This window comes from Haladaptatus litoreus, from assembly GCF_900156425.1.
In the GTDB taxonomy this organism is placed as follows: Archaea; Halobacteriota; Halobacteria; order Halobacteriales; family Haladaptataceae; genus Haladaptatus; species Haladaptatus litoreus.
In genome coordinates this window covers 398,540-421,517 of sequence record NZ_FTNO01000002.1, presented here as the reverse complement: position 1 = coordinate 421,517, position 22,978 = coordinate 398,540, and the positions used below count along the sequence as shown (strand labels likewise).

At 58.2% G+C, this 22,978-nt stretch carries 22 protein-coding genes; 9 read left to right on the top strand and 13 right to left on the bottom strand.

Translation table 11 applies throughout. The features are described 5' to 3' along the window. The first annotated feature begins 48 nt into the window (after nt 1–48). Entirely contained in the window at nt 49–1,620 is a 1,572-nt protein-coding gene (hutH, locus tag BW974_RS13240) for a histidine ammonia-lyase (RefSeq protein ID WP_076430734.1), read from the top strand. 22 nt (nt 1,621–1,642) lie between these two features. On the opposite strand, the gene BW974_RS13235 is transcribed toward hutH, so the two are convergent. The 3 genes from BW974_RS13235 to BW974_RS13225 all read right to left on the bottom strand — a co-directional run bounded on the left by BW974_RS13235 (nt 1,643) and on the right by BW974_RS13225 (nt 3,598). After that, on the bottom strand, nt 1,643–1,870 hold the full coding sequence (locus BW974_RS13235; RefSeq protein ID WP_076430733.1) for a hypothetical protein: 228 nt from the start codon (nt 1,868–1,870) through the stop codon (nt 1,643–1,645). 116 nt (nt 1,871–1,986) lie between these two features. Next, complete coding sequence (locus tag BW974_RS13230) at nt 1,987–2,667, bottom strand: RPA family protein (protein WP_076430732.1); 681 nt, start codon at nt 2,665–2,667, stop codon at nt 1,987–1,989. A gap of 1 nt (nt 2,668) precedes the next feature. Further along, entirely contained in the window at nt 2,669–3,598 is a 930-nt protein-coding gene (locus BW974_RS13225; RefSeq protein WP_076430731.1) for a replication factor A, read from the bottom strand. A gap of 268 nt (nt 3,599–3,866) precedes the next feature. Between BW974_RS13225 and BW974_RS13220 the strand changes: the two genes are divergently transcribed. The 4 genes from BW974_RS13220 to BW974_RS13205 all read left to right on the top strand — a co-directional run bounded on the left by BW974_RS13220 (nt 3,867) and on the right by BW974_RS13205 (nt 6,478). Next, a complete protein-coding gene (locus tag BW974_RS13220) occupies nt 3,867–4,178 on the top strand; it encodes a DUF7091 family protein (RefSeq protein WP_076430730.1) in 312 nt (103 codons plus the stop codon). 282 nt (nt 4,179–4,460) lie between these two features. Continuing rightward, nucleotides 4,461–5,057, top strand: coding sequence for an HdeD family acid-resistance protein (locus tag BW974_RS13215; protein ID WP_076430729.1), 597 nt, complete (start codon nt 4,461–4,463; stop codon nt 5,055–5,057). A gap of 98 nt (nt 5,058–5,155) precedes the next feature. Beyond that, on the top strand, nt 5,156–6,145 hold the full coding sequence (locus tag BW974_RS13210; RefSeq protein ID WP_076430728.1) for a mannose-1-phosphate guanylyltransferase: 990 nt from the start codon (nt 5,156–5,158) through the stop codon (nt 6,143–6,145). Between the two features lie 63 nt (nt 6,146–6,208). Then, on the top strand, nt 6,209–6,478 hold the full coding sequence (locus BW974_RS13205; protein WP_076430727.1) for a hypothetical protein: 270 nt from the start codon (nt 6,209–6,211) through the stop codon (nt 6,476–6,478). A 79-nt stretch (nt 6,479–6,557) separates the two neighbouring features. On the opposite strand, the gene BW974_RS13200 is transcribed toward BW974_RS13205, so the two are convergent. Genes BW974_RS13200 through BW974_RS13185 form a run of 4 tightly spaced genes read right to left on the bottom strand, consistent with a single transcriptional unit; the run spans nt 6,558 to nt 9,057 of the window. Beyond that, a complete protein-coding gene (locus BW974_RS13200; protein WP_076430726.1) occupies nt 6,558–7,247 on the bottom strand; it encodes a Dph6-related ATP pyrophosphatase in 690 nt (229 codons plus the stop codon). After that, complete coding sequence (locus BW974_RS13195) at nt 7,247–8,032, bottom strand: SDR family oxidoreductase (RefSeq protein WP_076430725.1); 786 nt, start codon at nt 8,030–8,032, stop codon at nt 7,247–7,249. Before BW974_RS13195 ends, BW974_RS13200 begins: the two co-directional genes overlap by 1 nt. 22 nt (nt 8,033–8,054) lie before the next feature. Continuing rightward, entirely contained in the window at nt 8,055–8,570 is a 516-nt protein-coding gene (locus BW974_RS13190; RefSeq protein ID WP_076430724.1) for a Tfx family DNA-binding protein, read from the bottom strand. A gap of 37 nt (nt 8,571–8,607) precedes the next feature. Beyond that, nucleotides 8,608–9,057 (bottom strand): TRAM domain-containing protein, encoded by a 450-nt coding sequence (locus tag BW974_RS13185; protein WP_076430723.1) that lies wholly within the window; start codon nt 9,055–9,057, stop codon nt 8,608–8,610. Nucleotides 9,058–9,490: 433 nt separating this feature from the next. Between BW974_RS13185 and BW974_RS13180 the strand changes: the two genes are divergently transcribed. After that, nucleotides 9,491–9,670 (top strand): hypothetical protein, encoded by a 180-nt coding sequence (locus BW974_RS13180; protein ID WP_076430722.1) that lies wholly within the window; start codon nt 9,491–9,493, stop codon nt 9,668–9,670. A 25-nt stretch (nt 9,671–9,695) separates the two neighbouring features. On the opposite strand, the gene BW974_RS13175 is transcribed toward BW974_RS13180, so the two are convergent. After that, nucleotides 9,696–10,691: a radical SAM protein gene (locus tag BW974_RS13175; protein ID WP_076430721.1), complete on the bottom strand. Its 996-nt coding sequence runs from the start codon at nt 10,689–10,691 to the stop codon at nt 9,696–9,698. Between the two features lie 83 nt (nt 10,692–10,774). Further along, nucleotides 10,775–11,656, bottom strand: coding sequence for an alpha/beta hydrolase (locus BW974_RS13170; RefSeq protein WP_076430720.1), 882 nt, complete (start codon nt 11,654–11,656; stop codon nt 10,775–10,777). Nucleotides 11,657–11,979: 323 nt separating this feature from the next. On the opposite strand from BW974_RS13170, the gene BW974_RS13165 reads away from it, so the two are divergent. Then, nucleotides 11,980–13,077, top strand: a complete 1,098-nt coding sequence (locus BW974_RS13165) for a DUF373 family protein (RefSeq protein WP_049969296.1) — start codon at nt 11,980–11,982, stop codon at nt 13,075–13,077. Between the two features lie 166 nt (nt 13,078–13,243). On the opposite strand, the gene BW974_RS13160 is transcribed toward BW974_RS13165, so the two are convergent. From BW974_RS13160 to BW974_RS25690, 4 genes are all read right to left on the bottom strand, one after another. After that, entirely contained in the window at nt 13,244–14,332 is a 1,089-nt protein-coding gene (locus tag BW974_RS13160; RefSeq protein WP_076430719.1) for a hypothetical protein, read from the bottom strand. Nucleotides 14,333–14,671: 339 nt separating this feature from the next. After that, nucleotides 14,672–18,793, bottom strand: coding sequence for a DNA-directed DNA polymerase II large subunit (locus BW974_RS13155; protein WP_076430718.1), 4,122 nt, complete (start codon nt 18,791–18,793; stop codon nt 14,672–14,674). 1 nt (nt 18,794) lies between these two features. Continuing rightward, nucleotides 18,795–19,214, bottom strand: coding sequence for a PPC domain-containing DNA-binding protein (locus BW974_RS13150; protein ID WP_076430717.1), 420 nt, complete (start codon nt 19,212–19,214; stop codon nt 18,795–18,797). Nucleotides 19,215–19,419: 205 nt separating this feature from the next. After that, complete coding sequence (locus BW974_RS25690) at nt 19,420–19,593, bottom strand: DUF7556 family protein (RefSeq protein ID WP_175609696.1); 174 nt, start codon at nt 19,591–19,593, stop codon at nt 19,420–19,422. 322 nt (nt 19,594–19,915) lie between these two features. Between BW974_RS25690 and BW974_RS13145 the strand changes: the two genes are divergently transcribed. Together BW974_RS13145 and BW974_RS13140 are read left to right on the top strand one after the other, a co-directional pair. Further along, nucleotides 19,916–21,766 (top strand): ABC transporter substrate-binding protein, encoded by a 1,851-nt coding sequence (locus tag BW974_RS13145; RefSeq protein ID WP_175609695.1) that lies wholly within the window; start codon nt 19,916–19,918, stop codon nt 21,764–21,766. 195 nt (nt 21,767–21,961) lie between these two features. Then, nucleotides 21,962–22,978, top strand: a complete 1,017-nt coding sequence (locus tag BW974_RS13140) for an ABC transporter permease (protein WP_076430716.1) — start codon at nt 21,962–21,964, stop codon at nt 22,976–22,978.

Below are 22,978 nucleotides of genomic sequence, written 5' to 3'. Positions count from 1 at the left end.
TCCCGATTCAGAACCGACCAACAATTTCTCAAAGAAGGTGAACTCTCTATGACCGAAATCCGACTCGATGGCGAATCGCTCACACCGGAAGACGTAGAAAAAGTGGCGCGTGATGACGCAACCGTTTTGGTCCCCGAAGACGCCCGCGAGCGGGTTAGAACCGCCCGCGAGCGCGTCGAACAGGTGGTCGAAAGCGGCGAGGCAGTGTACGGCGTCAACACCGGATTCGGCGAACTCGTGGACGAGCGAATCCCACCGGAGGACATCGAAACGCTCCAAACGAATCTCGTCAGAAGCCACGCCGCTGGCGCGGGCCGGGAACTGACCCGCGAGGAAGTTCGCGCCATGATGGTCGGGCGAATCAACGCGCTGGTCAAAGGCTACTCCGGCATCCGCGAACTCGTCGTTGACCAACTCGTGACGATGCTGAACGAGGGCGTCCACCCTGTCGTCAAATCCCGCGGAAGCCTCGGCGCGAGCGGTGATTTGGCACCCCTCGCTCACCTCGCGCTGGTGCTGATGGGCGAAGGAACAGCGACCGTCGATGAGGAGAAAATGTCCGGCGCGGACGCGCTCGAAACTGCCGGACTCGAACCGGTGACGCTCGCGGCGAAGGAAGGGTTGGCGCTCATCAACGGAACTCAACTCTCGGTCGGCCTCGCCGCCCTCGCGGTTCGGGACGCGGAACGCGCGATTCGGGCGGCGGACGTTGCGGGCGCGCTAACGACTGAAGTGACGATGGGAACCACTGCGTCCGCAGACCCCGTTATCGCGGATATTCGTCCCCACGACGGTCACGCGAAAACTGCGCGAAACGTCAAACGGCTCACAGAGAACTCCGAAATCGTCGAGTCGCATCGCAACTGCGACCGGGTGCAGGATGCCTACTCGATTCGCTGTCTCCCGCAGGTTCACGGTGCGGTTCGGGACGCCGTTTCCCACCTCCGTGAAGCGGTGGAAGTCGAACTCAACAGCGCGACGGACAACCCGCTCATCTTCCCCGCCGACGCCGTGAACAGCAGAGCCAGCGGGACGGGAGATGCCGCAGTCCTTTCGGGCGGAAATTTCCACGGCGACCCGCTCGCGCTTCCGCTGGACTATCTGACCAACGCCGTCACCGAAATCGCGGCCATCTCGGAGCGCCGCGTTGACCGCATGCTCAATCCGAATATTCAGGAACCGCATCTTCCGCCCTTCCTCACCGAACATAGCGGTCTGCGGTCTGGCTACATGATTGCCCAGTACACTGCCGCGGCGCTGCTGAACGAAAATCGCTCGATTGGCCGCGCCTCGATGGACAACACGCCAGTTAGCGGCAATCAGGAAGACCACGTCAGCATGAGCGCCCAGAGCGCGTACAACGCTCGCCGGGCGGTCGAAAACACGCTTGCCATCGTCGGTATCGAACTCGTCTGCGGTGCGCAGGCGAGCGAATTCATCGACAACGACCTCTCACACGGCGTCGGTACCGGCGCGGCCTACGACGCGGTTCGGGAAGTCGTTCCGCCGCTCACCGACGACCGCCCGATTCACGAGGATATTTCGGCCGCCGAAACGCTCGTCTGGTCTGGCCTCCTCGAATCGCGCGTCGAAGATGCGCTGGATGAATCGCTGGACTGACCACCCGACTATCCTGTCTGTTTCAGTCGGCGTTTAGCCGTTTCGGACTGGTTCCTATTCGTGGCGTTCCCGTCTTGTCGAGTGCCCAGACTCCGTGTTCTTCGCACTCGAACACGCGTCGGAAGATGCGCCTCGATTCCGCTCCGCAGTCGGGGCAGGGATTAGCCGGGCCTTCGGCGGACGTGTTCGTCTCCATCGCATCGTACACCTCCTGCCATCCACTGCTCGGTGATGTCCGTTCGTCGGGCATTTTTAGTGATTTTGCTCGTCTGGCAGCTAAAGCCGCCAAACTGTTCGGTAGACGATTCTCTGTTCGACAAAATCCTCGTCTGACTACGACTACTTCGAAAGATAAGCGGCGTCTGGCTACTGCATCGGCGTTTCGTTCTCTCCGCTTGCTTCGTCGCTCGTTCCGCCGTCGTTCATCCCGCCGTCGCTCAATCCGTCATCCGATTCTCCCCCGTCGCTCGACTTGCCATCCGTATCGAGACTTTCGAGCGCCCGAATGGCGTTGTCTCGGTACGTATCGACCGGTCGGTCGTACTCCTCTCTCGCCATGGCCGCATAGCGATTCGTTTCGTCGTCGAACGTCGAAATTCGTTCGAGGGTTCGCTCGGCGGTTTCGACCACCCAGCGGTCGCGCGTCGAATCATCGACCACGGTGATGGATTCTGGTCGGAGCGACACGTTCACGGTTCCGTCGTCCATCTCGTAGGTTCGCGGCTTCCCAGCGATGGCGACGTACTCCGGTGCTTCGAGTTCGCGGAGCATGGCCGCGGCGTCGGGTTGATACTGCCCGGCGTAGACGAAGAACGTGTCGCCGTTCGGGTCAACGACCCGACCACGCCAGTATTCGCTGTCTTCGCCAACGTCTTCTTTCTCGGTCAGGGTTCCGACGACGAAGACACGGTTCGCTCGCTCGCCCGTGGGGAGGAGCAAGTAGACCGGTGCTCGCTCGTCGTCCGATTCTTTGAACGTGTAGCTCGCGTCGTTGAACTCCGCGGCGAACGTCCTGCGTGCGACTTCTCTGGTAGGTGCTCCACTCATGTTACATCGACCTCGCTTTGATTAGCGCCGCTTCCGCATCCACTGGCCCAGACAGCTGTTCGACATCGTTCGCCAGCACGTATCGACCCATGGTCGGGCCGGACACGCGGTAGTAGTAGCCGAGTGTTTTCTCGCGCATTTCGTCGGCCACGACGGTGGTGTCGAGTGCGTCCATCGCCATCTGTTTGGCTTCTTCCAGTTCGATGCCGGTCAGGTTCTCCGTTGCTTCCTCGTTGAAGATGACCTCGTGAACGTCGTTTCCGTCGTCCACGACGCCTTTAATTCGGAGGTCGAACTCGCCTTCCTGTTCGCCGTGTTCGGAACAGCGTCCGTTCTGCAGAACGCGGGTACAGTCCTCTTTTGGACATCGCTTGATGAGGCCACTGCCGGATTGAATGTCGATCAGCGCGCCTTCGACTTCGGTCGCGTTGTCGCCGACTTCGATGTCGGTGTCGAGTTCTTCGACGTTCGTAGTTCGGTTGAGCTTCACCGAATATCGGCCCTGGTATTCGTCTGTGACGACGTTGCCGAGTCGGTAGACTTTGTCTTCTTCGAGTTCGGGCAGGTCGGATTTGGCCCACTTCGTGAACTTGATGGTGCCCGTCTCGTCTCCGAGCAGACCGACTTGGCCGACCGAATCGCTTCGCGGTTCCCAGAGGTCGACGACTTTGGCCGTGAGGTTCACCCACTGCTCGTCGGTTTCGATGTCTTCGACTTGTACGTCGCTGGTACCACCGGTTCGGATGTCGTCGCGTTCGAGTCCGGCCTCGTCCAGATAATGGCTGGTGACGCTTCGTCGTGCCTCTTCCATGGGCACCTTGTATTCGTTGACGAGGCTGTCGAGACGCGATGCTACGTCGTCTACGGTTACGTCGAGATGGTCGGAGAACTGTTCGTGTATTTCTTCCGCATGCTGTCGCACATCGGTCATGGTTGTTCCGTCTCCACTTCGTTTTCTATGGGAGACATACGGTGGTTGGTTCGCGATGGTATAAAAGGTTACGTGGGGCCAGAGTGGAAGTGAAAACCGTCGCTTCGGGCCGCCTTGCGCCTTTTCTCTGTGAATTCAGTTTTCAGACGCCCGAACCATCTTGCCGGTACAATAGTGCTTCGCTGGTACGATAGCACCGATTCTGGAGGACGACACTGTGCGGACTGCATCGGGGAAACCTTTCATTCCCCCACAACCAACGTGCGGTATGGACGACCGTCTCGAACGCTTCCTTCGCATCAAACTCAGGGAAGTGGGCAAGAAGTATGCCGAAACGCGGGAGTCGGCAGATAAGCAGATGGAGGAGGCAAAAGAAGCCTATCGGAACGCCCGCGACACCACGCTCGCGGATTTGCCGCAGGACGAACACGGACGGGCGAAAATCGTCTGTCGGCGATACGCCGAACGTCGCGCGGCGCGACTCGACAAGGAGGGTCGTCCGGCCTGTTTCGACGCGGAACATCCGGCCTGTGAGGGATGCGTGGAGGACATTCGGGAACGAACAATCGAAACGTGGTAATCACGAAACGAATGACTACTTCCTGACTATTTATCTCGGCTTTCGAACCGAATGGCGGTTCGGCAATTTCGAATCTGATTTTCCTAACATGATCACTAAATGGATATTCCAAACATGGATTCTGTCTGCGTACTGTCGTAAATTCTCTAATTGGATTTCAGGTAACAGAGCTGTTCTGTACTGTGAATCTCTCAAAAAATGGTCTGATATCGGGAACTCTCTTCAAATAATAGACGTAATTTATACTCTTGGCTAGCCTATACAATACTCGGGGAAATAACAATGAGTACGAAAGTAGAGAGCGGTGCTGACGTGGTATCCGGCACTGCCGAAACATCGTGGCGAGCTTCAATGGGTGCGGGGGCAATCATCGCCGTCGTTGGCATTCTTGCCATCCTTTCACCATTCGTGGCGGGTGTGTCCCTATCGATTCTACTCGGCGCGCTACTGGTCGTCGGCGCGCTGGTGCACGTCGCACACGCCTTTTCGGGCGGGTGGAAACGATTCTTCGTCCAAGGACTGCTCGCGGTCGTGTACGCCATCGCCGGTATCGCACTGCTGTCGAATCCCGTCATCGGACTAACGACGCTGACCATCCTGCTGGTTGCGTTCCTGTTCGTGGAAGGCATCCTCGAAATCGTGATGGGATTCCAAGCCCGCAGTGAGAAGGGCTGGGCCGCGCTCGTCGTGAGCGGCGTTCTCGCGTTGGTCGTCGCTGGACTCATCTGGGCCGGATTCCCATCCAGCGCGCTGTGGGCGGTTGGCCTCCTCTTCGGGGTGAACTTGCTCGTCAGCGGCGTCTCGATGATGTTCATGGCACAGGGAAGCAGAACCGAGGCCCGCGAAACCGCTCCGTCGGACACAGCACGCGGTGCCTGAGGAACCAACCACGACAACCACATTCGTTTTTGCCCGTCGATTAGCTGAGTGAGAGTCGGATAGACCGATTTTTGAAACCACCACTCGTCACTTGCTCCATGACTCGCCCGCTCGTCGCCCTCATCATGGCCGGTGGAACCGGGACGCGACTGTATCCCGCAAGCAGAAGCGACCGCCCCAAGCAGTTCCTCTCGCTCCTCGGGGACGACTCTCTGCTTTCCCAAACCGTCGAACGCGCCGGTTTCGCCGACGAGATATTCGTCTGTACCGGGGAAGACCACGCCGACCTCGTGCGCGAACACGTCCCCGAAGTCGGCGTGCTGGTCGAACCCGAACCCAAAGACACCGGTCCTGCGCTCACCTACGCTGCCCACCGAATCCGCGAACAGGTCGGCGATTGCGTTCTGTTGTGCATGCCGAGTGACCACCACATTGCTGGCGATTTCGAAACGACCGCCCGCCGTGCCGCGTCGGTTGCAGTGGAAACCGAGGGGGTCGTAACTGTGGGAATCGAACCCACCCGCCCCGCAACCGGATACGGCTACATCGAACCCGGAACGGACTACGGAGGCCATTTCGATGTCGCCCAATTCCGGGAAAAACCGGACGCTGAGACCGCAGAGCAGTTCGTGAAGGACGGCTTCTACTGGAACGCAGGACTGTTCGCGTGGACGCCAGATGCCTTCCTGCAAGAGGCCCGTGATTCTCCACTTTCTCCCCTCGTCTCGGCACTCGAAGAAGGCGAGTCAACTGACGGATTCGACGCGGTCGAATCCGTCAGCGTCGATTACGCCGTGATGGAGCGAACCGACGAAGCCTCCGTCGTTCCCGCCGATTTCGAGTGGGACGACTTGGGTTCGTGGGATGCACTCGAACGACTCGTCCCCGGCGAAAACACGGTTCTCGGCGACGTGCTGACCATCGACGCAAGCGGCAACGTCGTCGCCAGCGACAAACACGTAAGTCTCGTCGGAGTGGACGATTTGGTCGTCACATCGTACGACGACCGCGTCCTCGTCGTCTCGAAGTCCGAGGCTCAGCGCGTGCGCGAAGTAGTTTCAGAACTGCGAGCTGAAGACCGCTTCTGAGTACTGCCGCTTACTCTGTTTAGCCACCACTTTTGTTGCTCTGCCGCTCGAACCCCAGAAACCATGACCGACATGCCAAACATCCAGTCGGTCGAAACGGAAGACGAATACATCCACGTTCGGTTTCGCAGCCCCGACGAGTTCGACACGATTCGGACACCGGACTGGGCGGAACACGCCGCACAGGACGTATCACAGGGTGCAGAAGTCAGAACCGGAAAACGGAAGCAGAGCGACGACTGGGAAGTTCAGAGCGTCCTCATCAAAAAGCAAGCAGGAGAGGACAAAGCCCGCGACGAGGCGAAACAGATAATCGAGAAAATCGAATCCTAAAAAGTATGGAGGACGTAGGGAAACTCCGACGAATCGGCGCGAATCGCGCCGATTCGCTCCACTGCAAGGACGATTTTCTCTACCGCAAATCGCAGTAGTGGAACTCGCCGTCACCCACTTCGCGCGTGACGACCTCGCCGGTTTCGACTGAAACCGGCGAGTCGAAAATCGGACCGTCCCAGACGAACGTGTGGAACTCGCCATTCTCGCCGCAGGGGTCGATATTGTCGGGTAAATCCGCAAGGAACCTCGAATCGAGTTCTCGCCCCGGGAACGACGAATCGAGCAGTGAACCATCAACCGCCACGACAGTCGCGCGAAATCCGGCATCGAGAAACGCCTCGATTTGTTCGTCGGTGTCTCGATTCCAGATCGGCCAACTGCCGTCGATGGTCGTTTCCGAGAGCTGATTTTCACGGTACTCACGTATATCCTCCAGAAAGAGGTCTGCGAAGGCAACGCGTTCGATGCCGAGCGATTCGTACTCTGCCATCACGTCCGCCATTCGCGATTCGTACTCCTCGTTCGAACATTCCTGTGGGAGTTCCACGAATCGAATGGGCAGACCAATTGCCTCCGCCTGCTTTTCGTACAGCTCTCGGCGCACGCCGTGCATGCTACTGCGCCCGTTTTCCGAAATCGTCGTGAGCAGTTCGGCCACGTCGTCTCTCTCCAATTCGTACAGGACGTAGGCGGCGTCTTTCCCGCCGCTCCACGACAGAACCGTTCTCGATTCGGTCGGTTCTGCCGGTGCGCTATGCTCCGTCATTAGCTTCTCAGTCTGCCGCCGTCTATCGGGAGCGCAACGCCGTTTACGAAACTCGCCCGGTGGCTGGAGAGGAAGGCGACTGCGTCACCCAGTTCCATCGGGTCGCCGACGCGGTTCATCGGAATGTCGTTCGCCCAGTCCGCGAGTCCTTCCTCGTAGCTATCGTACTCGCCCCGTTCGAGGGCGGCTTCCACGAGTTCCTGAATCCGCGGCGTTTCGTGCGCACCCGGTAGAACCGCGTTGACTCGCACGTCGGGGGCGAACTCGCGGGCTTGGGTCTTCATCAGCCCGATGACTCCCCGACGAACCGCGTTGGAGAGGACGAGTCCGTCGATTGCCTCCCGAACGCTGGTCGAGGTGATGTTGACGACGGTTCCGGCGTCGCTCTCTGCGAGATGCGGATGGGCGCGCTTGGTCAACCAGACTGCGCTCATCACGAGCAAATCGTAGGCGGCGTACCAGTCGCGTTCGGTGGTGTCGAGAAACGGCCCACTCGGCGGCCCACCTGCCGAGGTAACGAGGTGGTCGAGTCCGCCGAACTCCTCCACGGTCGCCTCGACCAGTGCCTCGATTTCGTCCGGGTCGGTGATGTCCGTCGGCACAGAGAGAACGTCGCCGCCGTCTACCGCCTCGATTTCTCGTTTTGCTTCGGCTAACCCGTCCTCATTCCGGGCGCAGATGACGACGTTTGCTCCTTCGCGGGCCAATGCTTTTGCACTCGCCAATCCCAGTCCGCTCGAACTCGCCGTTACCAGCGCCGTGTTGCCCTCCAAATCGAGGTTCATACTTCGAACTCCGCGGGAACCGCTAAAACTCCTCGGGGGATGGTTGCCGAACCGTCACTTCGCCGTCGTGTGTCACGCCGATGAGCAGAGGCGTGCGAACCGCCCGTCCCTCGATGGCGTCACCCGCATCGTCGCTGATTCGTTTCATCAGTTCGGGTGCGGCGTGGTTCACCTTCACTCCGGCTTCGTCGCAGGCGTCGTACACTCTCGACGGGACGTCGTAGAGGTCGGTTTCCGGTTCGACTTCGATGCGAACCGGTGCCCGGAGTGCTTCTGCGAAGGCAACTGTCTCTCGCGCCTTGCTGATGTTTTCGCGCGCGCTGGCTTCGACGCTGGAGACGTTCGCCCGTGAGGTACCCAGTTCGTTCGCGATGTCGGCCTGTGCGATTCCACGCTCGCGGAGAACCAACACCTCCGCTTGTCGCTGGGTGAGGACGCTCGTCTCCGCGGAAAATCCTGCTCGGCGAAGAATCTCGTCTACGTCTGTTTCGTCGCTCATATCGCTTTCCCTCCGACTTCTCCCGGCATGTCCGTACATACATGCCCGACCCGCAAAGGACTGTCCACTCGGCGGGTTATCCGCCCCAGAAGTTGTCCCGACTTCCGAGGCGCTCGCGACGTTCTCGCTTGTTGTCGCGATTCGTTTCGGACGCTTCCGTGTCGTCCTCGCTTTCGTCTTCGTCCTCCGGTTCCATCGGAAGACGCTCGATGGGGTCGGCAGTCGCGTGGTTACCTTTGACGTTCGTGATTTTCACCTTGGCGCGAGCGTCGGGGAGGATACCGTCCACGAGGACGATGAACCCCTCGTCGGTCCGACCGACGCCGGAACCACTCTCGTGGATGTCGTCGATTTCCACGACGACTTCCTCGCCCGGTTGGACGGGTGCGGTTTTCAGCTCGCGGATTGGCTGGTTGTAGTGGTTGCACCACTCCGCGCCGCCACGGTCGCCGTAGTGGTGACAGCCCATTCCACTGATTCGTTCTTCGAAACTGGGGCAGCTATCTGCCAGTGGACAGTCCGGCATGAGTGAGAATTTTGTGGCACTCGCCTAAACACTTCCGCAACCTGTTCTGCGGTCGTGAGCCGAGAGCGAGCGCAACTCTCGCCCACTCTCCCTAAGAAATTGACCAAAAGCCTCCTCTCCCTTCGGTCGGTCGTCGGCCCGCTCGGTCGTCGTGCTCAAAAATCGGAGATTTTTGGCATCGCCAGAAATCTACAATTTCTGGCTGGCAGTCAGAACGGTGTTCTGACAGCATCACGAAAGAGCTTCGCTCTTTCGAACGACTACACTCTTCGTTCGCGGTGACTCCCCGTAGCAGGTGTGTTGACTGCTGTCTCTTGCGGTTCGTGCTACTTGCCAAAATTCGATGATTGTTTTCCGGTCTACTGGTTTGCGTCTCTCCCGCTTTTCATCAGAATCCGGAAGATAAAAATGTCGGAAATGGGAGTAATACCCGATGAACCGAATCGTCGCTGTCGTCGGCCTGTTCGTTCTGTCCGGCCTACTCATCGCTATCGGGGCCATCAGCTTGCTCATCGGATTTGCACTCGCACCCGAATTTATCATCTTCGGCGCACTGTTAGCCCTGCTTAGCACCATCCTCGGCGCAATCGTCTTCGCGCTGGAAGAGACGTAAAAACGAGACGAAAATTGGAAGGGACTTACGCCAACGGCGTCCGTTCAACGACTTGCCCGTCGTAGGTTGGATACTGCTCCACGATTTCGCCTTTGCTCACGTCGCCTTCTTCTATCATCTCTTCTAGTAACCACCACGCAACTTCGATGTGGTCGGATTTGACGGTGTAGAACTCCTCCGGAACGCCGAGCTCCGCAAATCGCTCTTCCGCGGCCCACGTCTTGCCGTAGATGAGCGTGCCGTCGTCGGTCACGTCGTCGAACTCCCGGCGAATCTGGCGAGCCATTCGCTTCAGGCGATTCCGGTGTTGGGCGGCGTCCTTGAACACCGAGGTACAGAAGTAGACGCGCTCGTGGTCGCCCATCACGTCCAGAATCTCCTCCTTCGAGCCATCGACGGCGGACATGTGACCTTCTTGGAGTTCGTATCCTTCTTCCTGCATTCTGCGGTAGTTCCCCTGACTCATCTCGAACTCGTTGACGTTGCAAAACTCCGCCGCGCCTTCGTCCAAAAATTCGAGGAACTCCTCTTCGGCACGAATGCCGGGAATTTCGAACGAGGGTGTGATGCCCTCTTCGCGGGCGATGTAGAGAATTTCTTCCCACTCGGTTCCGTGCATGTCGCCCCAGAGTTCGTATGGCGGATGGAATCGAATCTCGTCCAGTCCTGCTTCCGCGAGTCGGCGCATATTCTCACGCCCACCTGTAATTCCTGTGTAGAGGTGCGTGTGGTGGTCGTCGCCGAACTCGTCTTTCAGCAGCGAGATGTAGCGACAGGTCTTCGCCATCGCCTCTTGGGGTTCGCCGCCTGTGATTGAGGTTCCGAGGGCGTCCATCCGCTTCGCCTCGGTGATGATGTCCTCGTCGTTCTCGATTTTTCGCTCGTTGGCGTACACGTCGGTGACGTTCTTCCGGTTCTCTCCGAGCGGGCAGTAAAAGCAGTCACGCTGGTCGCAGTACCCGTAAACGAAGAGCACCATCTTGCCACCCATGGCGCACTGTTCACAGCCCTTGGAAATCATTGGTTATCCCGTTTTACCCGCGGAGCCTCAAAAAGCGTGCGAATTACGCCACTCTCGATATACCCGTCGCGTTTCTTCCTGCCTCAGCCACACACCGTGCTTAGCAGTCCACCCAGCAACGACTGCATCTCGCTTTTGTTGGCCTCGAAAACTCGCTGACCGTGCGCACCTCCTGTAACCTTCTCGTGGCGCTTCGGATTCGAGGCGTTCTGATGCATTTGCTTCGTCGTCTGCACGTACTGACTCTCGTCGTCGACGCTCACGACGAACAGTTTCCACCCTTGCATCCGACTCGCCACGTCAGCATTTTTCCCCGGAGCGAGCGCGAGCGTTCCGTCGATGGTTCCGCTTCCCGCTTGGGCGTTGGCGCGAACCACTGCGTTCGCACCCGCCCCAGCACCGACGAGAACGACGTTTTCCACGCCGACGCGCTGGCGGAGATACCGAACCCCCGCGAGAACGTACTCCGGAGTCGTGTTCTCGTTTCCTAAATTCAGGTCGATTGCGAGACAAGTGTATCCCTTCCCAGCGAACATTTTCATCTGTGGATTCCACACGCCGCGGTCAAAGCCAGTATCGTGAGCGAACACGATGCCGCACGACCCGTCGCCGAGAAGCGTTCCTTGCACCGTCGCACCTCCGCTGGTCGAAAACTGCACGTTTCCGCCGCCCTCCGGCGGTTCTGTCCCGGTCGTGGTTTCCTCGGGCGTCTCCTGCTCGGTTGTCTCTTCCGTCGTCCCATCGGTGGTTTCGCCGGTTGTTTCACCTGTTGTCTCGGTTTCACCTCCTCCAGTCGTTGTCGTCCCGCTTTGCGCCGTGGTAGCTGCTTCTGTTTCTTTCCTGGTTCCCTGCCCGGTTGTCCCGGTGGTCGTTTCGTCGCCCTCCGACGAACAGCCAGCGAGGCCAACCGCCGTGGCGGCTCCGACCGCTTGAAGAACGCGGCGCCGTGTCGGTGTTTGCGTCATGGTCGGGCAACTCGTGCATACCTGTATTATTATAAGCAACCTAATGTCGCGCGAGCAACTCTCTGTGTATCGTTCATCCCGTTTTAGCTTCGTTTACGGTTGTTTTTGTTCGCTCGCGGTTCGCTATCACTCACCGCTCGCTGTTTCGAGACAGACCGCTTGCCTCGTTTCTCGCGGTTCGTTGTCAATCACCGCTCGCTGTTTCGAGACAGACCATTTGCCTCGTTTCTCGCGGTTCGCTATTGCTCACCGCTCGATTTGCGAAATGTCTCCATCTCGTTTCTCCCGAAAACAGTTAAACATCCCCCGCGTACCTGCGAACAATGCTGCTGGTGCTGTGTGTCGACCTCGATGACGACCTCGGCCGAAAGACCGACTTCGAAACTCCGGTTATCGGTCGAGACAACGTCGAGGCCGCCGCGGTCGCGCTCGCAACCGCAGACCCCGAAGATAGCGACGTGAACGTCATGTTCGAGGGCGTCCATCTGTACGACCGAATCGACGCGGACGAGAGCGTCGAAGTCGCAGTCGTCACCGGAAACGAGGGAAGTGACATCAGCGCCAACCGGGAAGTCGGCGAGGAGGTGGACACCGTCCTCGCGAGCATCAGCACGAGCGAGGAGATTACCACCGTCATCGTCACTGACGGAGCGCAAGACGAGAGCGTCGTCCCGGTTATCCGTTCCCGAATCCCCGTCGATGGCGTCCGGCGGGTCGTCGTCCGACAGGCGCAGGATTTGGAGTCGATGTACTACACCATCAAACAGGTGTTGAACGACCCCGAAACGCGCGGAACGCTCCTCGTACCGCTCGGTATCCTCCTGCTCATCTACCCGCTCGCGCTGCTCGCAGACCGAATCGGAATGCCAGGTGCGGTTCTCGGCGGCACCTCCGCGCTCCTCGGACTGTACATCCTCTTTCGCGGACTCGGACTGGAGCGCTCGGTTGACCACGTCGCCGAAAAGACCCGGAACAGCCTGTATTCCGGCCGAGTGACGCTCATCACCTACGTCGTGGCCGCGGCCCTCCTCGTCGTGGGCGGCGTCAGCGGCGTCGAAACCCTCGAAATGGTGCGCGCCGAGCGCGGCGGTGCCGACCTTGGCGCGCTTCGGGTGCTCGCCTCCCTCGTTTATGGCGCAGTCGTGTGGTTCTCCGCGGCGGGAATCACCTCCAGTCTCGGTCAAATCACCGATGAGTACCTCGACGATGAGTTCGAATGGCGGTACCTGAACGCGCCCTTCTACGTCCTCTCAATCGGCGGGGTGCTGTACGCCGTTAGCGCCTACTTCCTCAGCCGAGTTTCGCTCGAATTCCTCGCCGGAATGTTGACCGCGGGAACCCTGCTCGGCCTCACCAGTACGCTCATCTTCGCTATCGCAGAATCGCGGTACTCTCGCTCCGGTCGGGCGCGGGTGAGCTAGGGATGTTCGGCCTCTCCGAACTTCTCGTTCGGTGATGAGTATCTGCGGTCGTGTTGAATACAGGGCGCGTAGTCAGCAGGCTCCGAGATACGTTCTTAAGGAAGAATCATCGACATTGGATATTGTCCGTATGGGCTACTGTCGCCACAGGCGGTTTTAGTAGCCTTCAGAACGGATTGCGCCGCGACTGGTGAGTGGTGTAAACGCCATCGTCTGGGCCGCCAGCTGCCAGATGGTCGAATTCCTTCGTCGGAATCGTTCCCGCTGTCCATGCCAATCGGCCCTCGGTTTCGACATCAAGCCCATCGTATGCACCGAACCGTTTGGATTCCGATTCGATGTGGTCTGACAGTTCTCCGCTCTCCGCCGCTTCGGCGTTGGGATAGGTGTTCGCAAATGTGAGGTGAGTCGTCTCGGTTCCGAATCGCCACGATTTGAGTTCGCCTGTGATGATGTCCTTCCGGAAACCGCGTGACATCGACCCGTCCATGTTCTCCGGATAGCACCAGAGTGCGTGGTTTTCGTCAACGACTCCCATCATTGCCGCCACGTACTCGTTGCTGTCGCCATAGTGGCCCGTCTCCCCGGGCGCGTCAATGACTGCTTTCGTATATTCGAACGAGTTATCTTTCTGCCACGAAGACACCTCCATTAGGACATTTTCGGAGACAGCGTAGACGTATCCCGTATCGTAGAGGTCGAATCCCTTGTAGTGTTCCGGTTCCGTCCGGGTGGTTTGCGTCGCTGTCGTGGAACTCTGTGTTGTTGTGGATGACTGCCTGTCACTGGTAAGCTTTTCACCGATTGCCTCCGGATCGAACGAACCGAGAACCAATCGCACATCGTCGAAACTCAGTGCGGCATCGACGGCAGTTTTATCGACGTACTCGCTGGGAACGGGGCGCAACATCTGGTCTTCGAGACGGGAGTAGGCATTCTCGTGAATGGAATCTTGATGAGAACGGATGGCTTTCAGGTCGAAATATAGAATCTCATAGCCATCTCGGAGTGGGGTTTTCGTTGGATCCGGAAGCCACCGTGCGAAATCCGACGTTGCGGTTCCCTCCGACGAGTTCGGTGTTGATGATTCGTCTGGAGTACTATCGCTGCTAGTCGGTGAGTCGGATGTTGGTTCGTCTGGACTACCACTGCTCCCAGTTGATGGGTCACCGAGACAGCCAGCAATCGACGCGAGCGTTCCGCTACTGAACGCAAGACCTGCAGTCTTCAGGAGGGTTCGTCGTGAGCGGGGCATGGTACGAAATTCTTAGGCTAGTGTCATAAGTTTTATCACTTTTTGGGACAATGAAAATATGTGCGGGATAGTCGGATGGGCTTCACTGCGTTTCGGTCGAGTACCGGGCAGTACGAACTCTCGAAAGGTTTGAACCTGACCGGAAAAACATCCCGCTCGCTCACCGCGCTCGCCCGCAGAGCTCACATAAAGTTCGCAATGCCCGACTGCTTGTTTTTGTCGTCCTGCAAGCACCTTTTTGCTCCGTCGGGTGTCCTCGCTCACTTCGCTCACTGTGGGCACCATTCCTCACAAAAATCTGCATCAAAAAGTTCCGCTCGCTCTTCGTCGCTCGCGGGATTACATAAAGTCCGCAATCCCGGACTGCTTGTTTTTATCATTCTCGAACACGCTCTCCAGTGACCTGTCCAGTATCTGGAGTCGCTGTTTCGTGTACTCCCGACAGTCGTACTCGTCGGCCACCTGAATCGCGGTGTCCATGTACTTGTTCACCGACCCCTGATGCACCGTCAGGTTCACCCGGCCACCGCATTCCCGACAGTCGCCGGAAAGCGGCATCCTGCGGTATTTTACGCCACAGTCCAGACACCGGGTTTCCTGCCGCGAAAAGGCGCGAAGATTTCCGATGAGGTCTGGCAGAAAGTGCCCTTCGATGACGCGCTCCGCCACGTCTGTCTGGTCTACTGCCCGCGTTTTTCTGGCCAGCTCCAACTGCGCGTTCATTTTGTCCATCATCGACCCGAGGGTTTTGTAGGCGGAGAGGTCTGGCCCAAGTGCGATGTTCGAGGTGTCGTGGGTGTGCCGGAAGTTGGTATACTCCTCGTCGGTGCCGAGGTAGTCCTCCGCGATGGTGATGTCCACGTCCTCCGGGTCGGCCATCTCCAGCGTGGCCTCGTAGAACTCCCGTGAATACTGCTCCACGATGTCCATGTTGTGCGCCTCGTCGTCGATTTCGGATGGGTCGATGCGCGAGGACATCACCAGCGGGGCGTCCATCTGGCCGCCCCGCTTGTCCGGCAGGAACTCCTTCGAGAAGTTGAGCAGGCCGTCCATGAGGAGCATCACGCAGTCTTCGTCGCCGTCGCACTGACCGACGTAGAGGTCGTTTGCGACGAGTGTGTGGGTGTCCGAGACAGTGACACAGTAGGTGTGCGAAATCTCCGACTGTACGATTTCGACTCTGGTTATTTCGTCACGCTCGAACGAACCGCCGTCTGCGACTACTCCTGAACTTACTTCCACTTTCAAGCAGTCGGTTCCCGGTTTCCGAGAGAAACCGGGAACCGACATACCGACTTCCAATTCCCGCGCCTCAATTTCTTCGAGGCTGTCGTCATGCCACTGGAGCATCGAGTGGTCGGGTGTCACAGTTATTTCCCGTCCACTTCGCGTCTCTATTTCGACCAGATGCTCCGGCGCAGGATGCCTCGAAACTGCCTCGATTGGTTTCCGAACAACGTTTCCGTTTTCATCTATCGAGGGAACCAGAACTTCACAGTCTAACTCTTCTACCAACGCACCGAAATCGTCCTCTTTCGGGTTCTTCAGTCGTTCTTCGACCAACCGCTGAATCTCATCGTATCGCCACTTTTCATCCTCGTCACGATACCAAACCTTGGTTTCCGGGTGGAAACAGTTCCGCCGCTTCGCCGCGTGGAAATACGGATGCGCGTACCCAACCGCCGCACTCGTGAACCCGATAATCCGTCCAACGACTGCGGCGGAGGTGTGCGGGGCCATCCCGAAGACGAGTTCGCCGACCAGTTCCTCGCGTTCGTCCATCTCGTAGAACGGGTCGAGTCCGTAGTAATCGGTGAGGAGGTTGTCCACGAAATCGGCGGTTTTGAGCAGGTGTTCCGCTGCCCCGTCGGAGAGGACGATGTCCTGCACCCGCAGTTCCACGAGTTGGTCGTCGTGCCGGAACGGTTCGCCGTGAATGTCCTCGTCGTAGCCCAGTGCGCGGAGTTGGTCGGCGCTCACGTCCAGTTCGTTCGGGCGAACTGCCGTCACGGGCAGGTCGGTCATGTCGTAGCGAATCGTCCCGTCCTTGAACGCGCTGACGCCGTGTTTCGCGCGAAGGATTCCTTTTTCGATTGGTTCGGGCGTCTTGTGCGCCGAAGTCAACCCTTTGACACCTTTGAGCGTGTCGAAGACGTTTTCCCGCTCGCCGACCGATTCGAGCGCGCCTCTGTACTCGTCGTTCAGATTGACGGTCTGCGGTTCGACGCTCGTCGCGAGGATTTCACAACGTGGACATTCCGCGCGTCCGGACTGGTCCGGTTCGACCGTCGTGCCACAGTCGGGACATTCGTAATCCGGATACGTGTTGCCGCCGCAGTCGGGACACTTGCATTTGAACGTGAGGTTTCCGCAGTCCTCACACTCCCGGCGACCGATTCGAAGTTCCGCTTGTCCACGAACGCCTGACATGCCTTCTGTATGCTTCGCGGCCTTCGCCACGTCGCGCTGGTCGCCGCCCGCTTCGCCCAGTGGGAACAGCGTGTGAACTGCCGGGCTGAGTTCGCGTTTTTCCGACTTTTCGGGCCGTCCCATCCGGTTCCCGATTCTCGTCGGCGCGCGCTCTCGGACTGTGAACGGCGCGACTTCGTTGACTGCTTCGATTGCATTTGTGCCGCCAGCGACTTCCGCATCGTCTCCGTCTCCGTTCCCGTCTCCGTCTTTCCCCCACTCTCGCGCTTTTCGAGATAAATCGTCGATGCCATCCCAGTCCCTGTTCAGGTCGTCGTCGAATCCGAGCGAGCGAACGAACGGTTTCCACTCGGAAATCTCGATTTCCTCGCCCTGCCAGTGCTGGACGAGAAGGTGTTCGAGCGCGATTCGAACGTCGTCCGTGTTTTCGAGGTGCAGTCGCCCATCACGAATTTCACCCGCCTCTACGGCCTCGGCGAGCAGGTCGAACTCTCCAACCGAAATGTCGTGCCAGAGGTGGGTACAACTCGGATGCAGTGGTGCATCGTACTCGATTGCCCAGTCGAGCGCCTCCTCGACGGACGGATTTTCGAGGTCGATGTGTGGGTTGTCGCGCATGGCCTGCACGTCCGCCCCCGAATGTTCGAAGTCCTGCACCCACCACTCGAACGTGTAGGAGGCGGGTGCGAGCGGATGGTTGTTCTCCACGAACTCGCCGTAGTTGACGAGGTATTCGCCGAGGTCGAGAATCCGCTTGACACCGTTTCTCACCTCGACGGCTTCCTCGATGTCGTCGATTCTTCGAACGTCGCCGTTTGCGAGGCGCACCGTTGGCCCCTCGATAGTGTCCACCGGAATGACGCCTGCCGCTTTTCCGGGGCGCTCGGTTTTGATTTGTGTTCCCGTTGCGAGGAAGTCATCCACGAGGTGCATCGTCGCGGGATGGACGCCCGCGGTTGCGAATCCGTGATTCCGTGCTCTCCCGTATCTGAGGCGGAAGCCGCCCGCTTCGCTCGGATGGGTAAACACGGGCCTCCCGGCGATGAGGTCACGGAGGAACTTCGTCGCGGGTTCGACGCGCAGTGGGCCGTCCGGTTCGTCGGTTTCTGCCTCTTCGTCCGCCGTCTCTGTTTCGTCCTCGCCCTCGGAATCGTCGGCTTGCGCCGCCGATTCTTCGTTTTCGTCGTCCTTGCCGATGGTGCCGTCGATGAGGTCTTGGAGCCACGGCCAGTCGATTTCGTCCAGATTTCGCGTGTATCGCTGAATCTTGGGCGCTTTGAGTGCAATCCCCTCCGCGAGAACGAGACACATTCCGCCCCGGGCGCTGTTGGTATCGACGCGCTCCAAGTCACGAAAGCCGGAAACTTCCTCGTCGCCAGTTGCCTCCCCGTCTAGCATGACGGGGATGTTTTCCGCGATGAATTTCGACTCCTTGTCCTTCGGCGAATACTGCAACCCGGTTTCGGAATCGTAGAGGTTGATTTCCTCGGCGTATCGCTCGATTTCGTCGTCTCTGGCTTTGAACTCGTCCAACCCGATGAGTGCGCGAGTGTAGTCGGCAACGAGTACCGACAGCGCCTGTGCAGTTCCACCCGCGGAGCGAATCGGCCCGGCGTAGTAGACGTTGACGAACTCGGTACCGTCGTCGTTCGTGAGGATTTCCACGCGGTCGATACCCTCGATTGGTGCGGCGACCACACCCTCTGTCAGCAGGGCGACTGCGGTTCTGACCGCACCTTCGACTTTGCCGTCACGGGTATCGTAATCTCCGACGTTCCCCTCTGCGAAGTCTTCCGCTAGTTCGAGTGCGGCCTCCTCACGGGACATCTGCCCTTCGAGTTCGCGGACGCGCTCCGCGACGCCTTCGATACCGAGGATGTTCTCGACACGGTCGGCCATGTCCTTGGCGACCGGAATCTCGACTTCCGGTTGCGGGTCGCCGCTGTTTTCGCGCGCGGTTTCGGCAACGTCGAACGCCTCGTCCAACTGCGATTCGAGTCGCTCGAAATACTGCCGGTCTTCTTCTCGCATGTTAGAGCCAGAGGTCTAACTCGGTCGCGTCGTCGTGTTCGCGAACCAGCGGTTCCTCGAACGTTCGCATGTACAACTCCCCTGCAAACACGGTTGCTGAATCGAGGTGCCCCGCGATTGCTTGGCCCGACCGACGTGAAAGAACGACGTGCGTGTGTGCAAACGGTTCCCCGTCGAGGAGCGAGACGTTGCCGACGCAGGAGGCGACTTCGAGCGGTTCGTCGAAACTCACTTCTCGGTACTCCTTCTCGTCTTGGTCGTAAAACCACACGTCCGCGTCCTGTACTGCGCCCATGGCGACGAACCACGCGGAATCGACATCCTCGTCTTCTGCCAGCGATTCGATTTCAGCGCGCCAATCCGCGCCGTGTCCGAGTCGGGCGACGAACTCCTGTTCCCCGGTGACCTCCCGATAGTTCATGTCTGCATGGAACCGCACCAAGGACAAAAAAGGTTCAGTATTGCGCTGTTTCCTCTCTCATCGTGTTCGACGTGGTGAACGTTTTCTGGATGGCACCCATTTCCAATCACAATCTGAACAGGAATGCGTCGTCACTTCTCGAACGGGAAAGAAAACAAAATGCGTTGTGGGGGGCTGTTCGGGGAGCGAAACGAGTTATCGGGGATTATCGCCAGTCCGGTAGCGAGGTTGTGCCTTCTACACGCATGGAAATCCATGCATCCTCGCATGAGATGTCTGCGATGACGAGCCGCTTCGTGTTCCCGTCATCGTCCACCGAGGCCATGACCTCGGAGTCATCTGCAACCGACACCGACACTGCTGCCGTATCCGGCGTCATACTTTGAGAGTGTGTACCAAAGGATATAAGCACACCGAAACGCTGGCACTCAGTCTAGCTACTGACAATATTCTGTCCCAAAACTGAACAAAACACGAAATAATGGCGCGTTTCACGAACGTATTGCATCATTTCATAGCTGATACGTTCCATTTTTCCTATAACGTTCATAGCCGAACGTTTCACTACGCCTATCGAACTATTTCTTCATCAATGAATACCTAAACCCGACGCCTTCTGCAATTAAAACGCTGTTTAAGACCGTAAGGGTGCCAATCCTAAGCGGTAAGTTTATCCGCCGTGACACACAAGCCGTTGATGGATGACAGATACTGACAACCTGACCCGTCGGCGGTTTTTGCAAGCGACTGGTGGTGCGGCAACGGCTGCCGCGCTGGCTGGCTGTACTGGCGGTGGCGATGGTGACGGTGACGGTAACGGTAACGGAAACGGCGACAGCAGTGGGAAGAAACTCCAGCTCATCAACTCGACGATGACCACGCTGGATCCGGTCAAGGCGACTGACACGGCATCCGGAACGGTCATTCAGCAGATTTTCGACCCGCTGATGAACTATCCGAACGCGGAAATTGCGGTCGAGAACCTGCTCGTCGAGAGCCACGAAGTTTCCGACGACCAGCGGACGTACACATTCAAACTCAAGGAAGGCGTCAAATTCCACAACGGAAACGAAGTTACGGCAAGCGACGTCGTCTACTCGTGGCGGCGTCTCGCCGAATCGACGAACTCCCGCCGTTCGTACTTTATTCTCGACTCCATCGGTGTCGAACACGAGACTACCACGAAAACGTACACGAACGAAGAGGGTGAGAAAGAGGAACTGACCGTCGCAAAGTCCGACTCGCTGTCGCTCAAATCGACGGGCGACTACGAACTGGAAATGACGCTCACCGAGCCGTTCCACTCCACGCTGGAGATGCTCGCCTACACCTCCTTCGCAGTCATTCCAGAGGGAATCATCGGCGACATCAAAGGCTACGACGGCGAAGTCGATCACAGCAAGTTCGCCACGAAAGAACCCGTCGGTGCCGGGCCGTTCAAGTTCAAATCGTGGACGAGCGACGACCACGCGGAAGTCTCGAAGTACGAGAACTACCACGGTGAGAAGGCGAAAGTCGACGGCATCCACTGGATGATTTCGTCCGACGCGGACGCCCAGCACACCTACGGTTTCATCAACAAGAACGCGGACATCCTCTACGCCGGAAACCTTCCAACCTCCAAATACAGTCAGGACAAGATCAAGGACACCAGCACCGACGACCAAGGCCGTACTGTCGGCAAGTACGGTTCGACCGCGGGTGGCGCGACGATGGACTACCTCGGCGTTTCCACCATCAGTTCGTACTACATGGGCTTCAACACGGAAGCCGTTCCGAAGGCTGTCCGACAGGCCTGTGCGTACCTGATGAACCAGGAGCGCCTCGTCAAGGAAGTGTTCAAGGGTCGCGGCGAAGCGTCCCACCACTTCACCCCGCCGATGATTTACCCCGGCGGTGCGAAGGAGTACAAATCCCACGCTGAGAACAACTACCCGTACGGGTACAACACAAATCAGCGTGACAAAGCAGAGCAGGTGTTGAAGGACGCTGGCTACGGCCCGGGTAACGAGAACTTCAGCTTCACGTTCACGGTCTACCAGTCTTCGACCACGTGGCCCAAAGTGGGCAACATCCTCCGCGACCAACTCAAATCGGTCAACGTCAACATGGAAGTCGAGACGGCACCGTTCAACACGCTCCTCTCGCGTGGTCGCAAGGGTAATCTCCAAGCGTACTCACTCGGGTGGGTCATGGACTGGCCAGCACCGGACAACTTCCTCGGTCTGCTCTACCCGCCGCTGACGGACACCTCGAAGTCCTCGCCGCAGTCGTACACGAACTGGTCGGGTACCGACGCCGCGAACCAGGCGACGAGCGCGTGGGAGAAAATCCAAAGCAACCGTGGCCCAACGGACAAAGCACAGACCGCCCGTAACGAGGCCTACGTCACTATGGAAGAGGCCAACTGGGAAGACGTCGTGTTCCTCCCGACCTACCACAACCTAGAAGAGCGGTTCTCCTACGAATGGGTTGACGTGCCCAAGTACGGTGGCGCTGGTTACAGTCGCCAGATGTACAACAACGTCGAAATTGGCGAACGCACCAACTAACGACCTGTCGTCGTTTATTTTTTGACGCAGGCTCCGTGACAGATATGTATCTGTCCAAATTTACGATGATGTTATCGCAAGACATAATGAGTGGAGCGCAAAATACGGGTATGTATCAGCCATGAACGCGGTTACCATAGGGTGCAACCTACCGCACAACACGCTTAACAAAAATCAGGAGGTGAGCGGAGAATCATGAGTCGATGGCGCTACTTCGCTCGTCGCCTACTACTGTCCATTCCCATCTTGCTATTCGGGACGACGATAACGTTCGTCGTCATCCGGATGGGACCGCTTGACCCCGTCGGGGCAATTCTCGGCCCGACAGGGGACCCCCAAGCGTACAAACAAATCGAAAACCAACTCGGATTGAACCAACCACTCTGGCAGCAGTATATCGAGTACATGACTAACATGCTTACCCTGCAGTTGGGGAATTCGTGGGTGCTTCAACCAGACACCAGCGTGTATTCGATGATAATGCAATACGCCCCAGTTACGCTTTGGCTGGGATTCTGGTCTGTGCTCATCGCTCTCTTCATCGGTATTCCGCTCGGCTTTTACGCCGGGCTTAACCCGAACACGTGGAGCGATTACACCGCCTCGTTCGGCGGTATCGTCTGGCGTGCCATGCCGAACTTCTGGCTGGCAGTGATTCTGACGCAGGTTCTCTCACAGTCCGAGGGTATCCTGTTCGGATTCGACTGGCAGAACTGGATCGTTCCGGTTGGCGTGATTGGTCGTCCGGATTTGACCAACTTGACGAACTTAGACCAGTTCCTCGCCGCCACCAAGAAAATCGCACCAGCGGCGCTCGTCCTCGGTTCTGCGTCCATGGGGAACGAGATGCGTATCGGCCGAACTGCCGTGTTAGAGACGGTCAACTCCAACTTCATCGAAACTGCACGAGCGAAGGGGGTTCCACCCCGCTCGCTCGTCTGGAAGCATATTTTCCGGAACGCGCTCATCCCGCTCGTCCCGATTATTACGGGTGAGGCGTACCTGCTCATCGGTGGCTCCGTGCTCGTCGAAACGGTGTTCAGCCTCAACGGAATCGGCTACCTGTTCTTCACCGCAGTCATGAACGGGGACTTACCGCTAGTCGGTTCGTTGATGTTCATATTCATCCTCCTCGTCGTGATAATAAACATTCTACAGGACTTCCTGTACACCGTCATCGACCCCCGTGTCGGATACGATGGAGGTGCCTAA

What these genes read in the sequence shown, in the direction of transcription:
- BW974_RS13150 (WP_076430717.1), bottom strand. Translation starts at nt 19,214, where the DNA reads ATGAACTATCGGGAGGTCACCGGGGAACAGGAGTTCGTCGCCCGACTC.
- BW974_RS13165 (WP_049969296.1), top strand. Translation starts at nt 11,980, where the DNA reads ATGCTGCTGGTGCTGTGTGTCGACCTCGATGACGACCTCGGCCGAAAG.
- hutH (WP_076430734.1), top strand. Translation starts at nt 49, where the DNA reads ATGACCGAAATCCGACTCGATGGCGAATCGCTCACACCGGAAGACGTA.
- BW974_RS13155 (WP_076430718.1), bottom strand. Translation starts at nt 18,793, where the DNA reads ATGCGAGAAGAAGACCGGCAGTATTTCGAGCGACTCGAATCGCAGTTG.
- BW974_RS13170 (WP_076430720.1), bottom strand. Translation starts at nt 11,656, where the DNA reads ATGACGCAAACACCGACACGGCGCCGCGTTCTTCAAGCGGTCGGAGCC.
- BW974_RS13175 (WP_076430721.1), bottom strand. Translation starts at nt 10,691, where the DNA reads ATGATTTCCAAGGGCTGTGAACAGTGCGCCATGGGTGGCAAGATGGTG.
- BW974_RS13205 (WP_076430727.1), top strand. Translation starts at nt 6,209, where the DNA reads ATGACCGACATGCCAAACATCCAGTCGGTCGAAACGGAAGACGAATAC.
- BW974_RS13180 (WP_076430722.1), top strand. Translation starts at nt 9,491, where the DNA reads ATGAACCGAATCGTCGCTGTCGTCGGCCTGTTCGTTCTGTCCGGCCTA.
- BW974_RS13160 (WP_076430719.1), bottom strand. Translation starts at nt 14,332, where the DNA reads ATGCCCCGCTCACGACGAACCCTCCTGAAGACTGCAGGTCTTGCGTTC.
- BW974_RS13220 (WP_076430730.1), top strand. Translation starts at nt 3,867, where the DNA reads ATGGACGACCGTCTCGAACGCTTCCTTCGCATCAAACTCAGGGAAGTG.
- BW974_RS13225 (WP_076430731.1), bottom strand. Translation starts at nt 3,598, where the DNA reads ATGACCGATGTGCGACAGCATGCGGAAGAAATACACGAACAGTTCTCC.
- BW974_RS13215 (WP_076430729.1), top strand. Translation starts at nt 4,461, where the DNA reads ATGAGTACGAAAGTAGAGAGCGGTGCTGACGTGGTATCCGGCACTGCC.
- BW974_RS13200 (WP_076430726.1), bottom strand. Translation starts at nt 7,247, where the DNA reads ATGACGGAGCATAGCGCACCGGCAGAACCGACCGAATCGAGAACGGTT.
- BW974_RS13185 (WP_076430723.1), bottom strand. Translation starts at nt 9,057, where the DNA reads ATGCCGGACTGTCCACTGGCAGATAGCTGCCCCAGTTTCGAAGAACGA.
- BW974_RS13230 (WP_076430732.1), bottom strand. Translation starts at nt 2,667, where the DNA reads ATGAGTGGAGCACCTACCAGAGAAGTCGCACGCAGGACGTTCGCCGCG.
- BW974_RS13140 (WP_076430716.1), top strand. Translation starts at nt 21,962, where the DNA reads ATGAGTCGATGGCGCTACTTCGCTCGTCGCCTACTACTGTCCATTCCC.
- BW974_RS25690 (WP_175609696.1), bottom strand. Translation starts at nt 19,593, where the DNA reads ATGACGCCGGATACGGCAGCAGTGTCGGTGTCGGTTGCAGATGACTCC.
- BW974_RS13190 (WP_076430724.1), bottom strand. Translation starts at nt 8,570, where the DNA reads ATGTACGGACATGCCGGGAGAAGTCGGAGGGAAAGCGATATGAGCGAC.
- BW974_RS13235 (WP_076430733.1), bottom strand. Translation starts at nt 1,870, where the DNA reads ATGCCCGACGAACGGACATCACCGAGCAGTGGATGGCAGGAGGTGTAC.
- BW974_RS13195 (WP_076430725.1), bottom strand. Translation starts at nt 8,032, where the DNA reads ATGAACCTCGATTTGGAGGGCAACACGGCGCTGGTAACGGCGAGTTCG.
- BW974_RS13210 (WP_076430728.1), top strand. Translation starts at nt 5,156, where the DNA reads ATGACTCGCCCGCTCGTCGCCCTCATCATGGCCGGTGGAACCGGGACG.
- BW974_RS13145 (WP_175609695.1), top strand. Translation starts at nt 19,916, where the DNA reads ATGACAGATACTGACAACCTGACCCGTCGGCGGTTTTTGCAAGCGACT.